The sequence below is a fragment of the Psychrobacter sp. ENNN9_III genome (assembly GCF_001462175.1).
In the GTDB taxonomy this organism is placed as follows: domain Bacteria; phylum Pseudomonadota; class Gammaproteobacteria; order Pseudomonadales; family Moraxellaceae; genus Psychrobacter.
Map to the genome: position 1 here is coordinate 1 of NZ_LNUO01000067.1, position 3,538 is coordinate 3,538.

The 3,538-nt window shown below is 40.2% G+C and carries 4 protein-coding genes and 1 pseudogene; 3 read left to right on the forward strand and 2 right to left on the reverse strand.

What is annotated here, in order from left to right; translation table 11 throughout:
• Positions 1 to 337: 337 nt before the first annotated feature.
• A pseudogene (gene csrA / locus PENNN9_RS04495) lies at positions 338 to 505 on the forward strand (carbon storage regulator CsrA); the annotation flags it as partial.
• Positions 506 to 610: 105 nt separating this feature from the next.
• Positions 611 to 985 (forward strand): HopJ type III effector protein, encoded by a 375-nt coding sequence (locus PENNN9_RS04500; RefSeq protein ID WP_058368536.1) that lies wholly within the window; start codon positions 611 to 613, stop codon positions 983 to 985.
• Between the two features lie 119 nt (positions 986 to 1,104).
• Here PENNN9_RS04500 and PENNN9_RS04505 read toward each other — a convergent pair whose 3' ends face one another.
• Positions 1,105 to 1,416 carry a YeaC family protein gene (locus PENNN9_RS04505; RefSeq protein WP_058368537.1) on the reverse strand — a complete coding sequence of 104 codons (312 nt, stop codon included), beginning with the start codon at positions 1,414 to 1,416 and terminating at the stop codon, positions 1,105 to 1,107.
• 34 nt (positions 1,417 to 1,450) lie between these two features.
• Positions 1,451 to 2,455, reverse strand: coding sequence for an NAD(+) kinase (locus PENNN9_RS04510; protein WP_075102893.1), 1,005 nt, complete (start codon positions 2,453 to 2,455; stop codon positions 1,451 to 1,453).
• A gap of 322 nt (positions 2,456 to 2,777) precedes the next feature.
• On the opposite strand from PENNN9_RS04510, the gene PENNN9_RS04515 reads away from it, so the two are divergent.
• Entirely contained in the window at positions 2,778 to 3,497 is a 720-nt protein-coding gene (locus PENNN9_RS04515) for a Bax inhibitor-1/YccA family membrane protein (RefSeq protein ID WP_058368538.1), read from the forward strand.
• Positions 3,498 to 3,538 lie beyond the last annotated feature (41 nt).

The following is a 3,538-nucleotide window of genomic DNA, read 5'->3' on the forward strand; positions in this document are numbered from 1 at the left end:
AGCTATTGATTACTTCTGGTAATTATTTGCTTCAATAAAGACTTTTTGCTCCCCTTTTATCATTTTATTGTTGTCAACGTTAGAATTTATCCAATAGTTTTATGAAAACCCGTGACAGTATCTATTATGCCACCTATAATGGGAACTCATTTGGGCTAAATGAACCTACCTATCATCATCGCTTATTGTGTAACACTTTACCTATAGCATAAGGTACATGTATTACCTTATGGTTATCGTAAATAAGGTTTATGTTATAACGATACAGGGATGATCTGTAATTGAGATGTAATGTAATGAGTAATAATTTTTTAATGCGACATAAGGAGTGTGACGCATGCTAATTTTGACACGCCGCGTGGGCGAGACGTTAATGATCGGTGATGAAGTCAGTGTTACTGTTCTAGGCGTCAAAGGCAATCAGGTACGTATAGGTGTCAATGCGCCTAAAGATATTGCGGTACATCGTGAAGAGATTTATCAGCGTATCCAACAAGAGCGTACAGTACAGTCACAGATGCAGCATCTTGAACAAGGCAATTTTGCGCCTTCATTCGATGACGAAGACTACTTTAATCGCTAATTTAACCTGCTTTGAGGTCATTTACTTATGAGTATCCGCCAATCAGACGTATCGGCTTTGCTTAATGGTTTGAACAAAAAAGCCATTGGATTTAATGATGTTATCAGCTTTATCGATGATTTTTATCGCTATGCGCCAGTGCCATTTGTAAATGGCTTATTGCATAATGACGCTGGCGAAAACGAAGGTAGTGCAAAAATCTTTGGCTTTGCTAAACATCATGGTTTAGATCAATTAGACACCCTAAAGCTTTTCGGTGAGCATTACGAAAAGGTAAAAGCTACGCCAAATGGTACAGACCATGCGAACATTCGTAATTTTCTACATTGGGGCTGGCAAGGTTTTCTAATGGAAACAAATCCGCTAACGTTGCGTCCAAACGTAGATACTACTGCACTATAAGCTATATAGTATTCAGTCAATACAAAGAAGCCACACTATTATGATAGTGTGGCTTTTCTATGTTAAGTTGATTAAGATTGTTCAAACTTATCTCGCTCGATATTACTTAACTTATCACGTTATTTATCACGAAATTTGACAGGCTGAATTGCACCTTTAGGATTAGGCATATTAGGATAATGATGCTCATGTTCCACATCACATTCAGCCCCAATGATTGAACCATCGTCTTTTATGGGTTTATGAATAAATCCAGTACGTTCTGCAGGAGCCAGATGTTCATGCTCCCAAATCATTACTGCCTGCATACAAGTAGCACGCTGTTCAGCGCTTAACTTAGTGCCATCGGCCCATTTACCCAGCTCGATAGCAACGCGGAACTTATCAACCAACTCCGGCGTTAGACTTGCTAAGATTGTTTGTTTATCCATTATATCTACTCTCTACTATTATTTTTAGATATGCTTACTCATCATCTATAGTATCATCATCACTATCAAGGCTAAATTCTTCAGCGTGGACGTTCCAGTGTAGCTTAGTACGGCAGGCTTCATAAAAATCAAAGCCTGGTGGATGCAGTAAAGTCAGCTTGTCTGGATGCTTACGAATGTATAAACGCTGTTCTTGTTCAAGTGGGACGCTCGCTTTGCCGTCTGCACTAACCATTGGCTGCGTACGATTGTCTTCATGAATACGAATACAAACTTCACTATTACCACTGACCACGATCGGTCTGCTCGATAGCGTATGTGGATGCATAGGCACTAGACATATTGCATCCATACTTGGGTGAATAATCGGGCCGCCACCTGACAAGGCATAGGCAGTCGATCCTGTAGGCGTTGCAGCAATCAAACCATCGCTGTGCTGACGATAAACATCCTGACCATCAATTTTCATCTGAAAATCAATCATATGTACCGATTTACCTGCATGCAATACGATATCATTAAGTGCCATATCTTCATGAATGATATCACGTCCTTCTCTTATCTCCATGGTCAATAAAAATCTATGATCAAGCTGATAGTCGCCCATCAACACTTGACGCAGTTTAAAGGCCGCTTCATCAGGCTTTACATCAGCCAAGAAACCAAGTCGGCCACGATTGACCCCTAATACAGGTACGCGATAACGCGCCAGTGCTTCGGCAGCATGTAAAATAGAACCATCTCCCCCTACCACAATGACAAGGTCGCAAATCTCGCCTATCAAACTACGCTTGACGATTTTGACTTTTTCTACTTCAGTCAGATCAAGGGTGGGCAAGTTAGCAGTTTGTACATCCATAATCAACGTCAAACCCATATCATTGATGGTTTGCGCGATTTGAACAAGACTTTGGGTCACGCTACGTTTTCCAGCGCGGCCCATCAGACCAATACGCCTAAAAGCAGGGTTTTTTATAGCATGAAACAGCTCTGATTCGTGCAAATGCGGCAATCTTTCTGACTGCGCTGAGTTTTCCATAAAACGACTCGGTATAACTGTAAAGTACAGAGCAATGATAGCGATAAATGAGCGTTTAAACTAGCATGTTTTATCAATTATCGTTGTTAACTGACACAATCGACCCCATATAATAACTATCGTACGCATTCTTTAGGTGTTTTCTTTTGGCTACTAAATAGTACCGTCTATATTAGTCAATAAGCGATTTGATAATCGCATAAAACCTCTATAGCTAATGCGCAAATGGTGTCACGCAAACACAGTTGACAATAATAACGGTTTTGCTAAAGTAGCTGACATCTGTATTATTTTATTTATATTTTTTATTAAGGATACATGTATGGCCAATCCTATTGTCAGTCGCGCAGAACTTGCGGTCGGCGGTAAGTCGATGACCGTCAAAGGTGTGGTACAAAAGACAACAATGCTATTGGGTTTGTCGGCACTCTCTGGTTTAGGCTTTTTCTTTTATGCCATTGCTGCTGGATTATCTAGTAGCTTTATCTATATGACTGCAATCGTTAGTATGTTTGCAGGCGTCGGCTTAGCATTTTTTATGATCTTTAAGCCTCATATGGCTAAGACCCTAGCCATTCCTTATGCTTTACTAGAAGGTTTATTCTTGGGCGGCATCTCAATGATATTTATGAGCATGTATCCCAGCGTGCCGTTAACTGCATTATGTGCAACCTTTGTCACAGCCGCAGTTATGTTAGGCTTATATCGCTCAGGTCTAGTGAAGGTCACAGATAAATTTCGTTCTATCATGATGTCAGCAGTTTTTGCGATTATGATTTTATACGTTGTGCAGTGGGGCTTTGTGTTGTTTGGCTCAAGCTTACCATTTTTATTTGATGGCGGCATGATTGCTATCGGTTTTAGCTTGTTTGTTATCGTTATCGCCTCATTTAGTCTATTGTTGGATTTCGATAACATCGAGCGCGGTGTTGCTGCTGGCGTTTCTGAAGACTACGAATGGATATTTAGTGTAGGCATCGTAGCGACTTTAGTATGGATGTATATTGAGTTCCTACGTCTGTTAAGTTATCTACAAGACTAACCAAAAGTGATGTTTCATTCAAATTATGTTAAAAAGACCGC

What these genes read in the sequence shown, in the direction of transcription:
- PENNN9_RS04505 (WP_058368537.1), bottom strand. Translation starts at nt 1,416, where the DNA reads ATGGATAAACAAACAATCTTAGCAAGTCTAACGCCGGAGTTGGTTGAT.
- PENNN9_RS04515 (WP_058368538.1), top strand. Translation starts at nt 2,778, where the DNA reads ATGGCCAATCCTATTGTCAGTCGCGCAGAACTTGCGGTCGGCGGTAAG.
- PENNN9_RS04500 (WP_058368536.1), top strand. Translation starts at nt 611, where the DNA reads ATGAGTATCCGCCAATCAGACGTATCGGCTTTGCTTAATGGTTTGAAC.
- PENNN9_RS04510 (WP_075102893.1), bottom strand. Translation starts at nt 2,455, where the DNA reads ATGGAAAACTCAGCGCAGTCAGAAAGATTGCCGCATTTGCACGAATCA.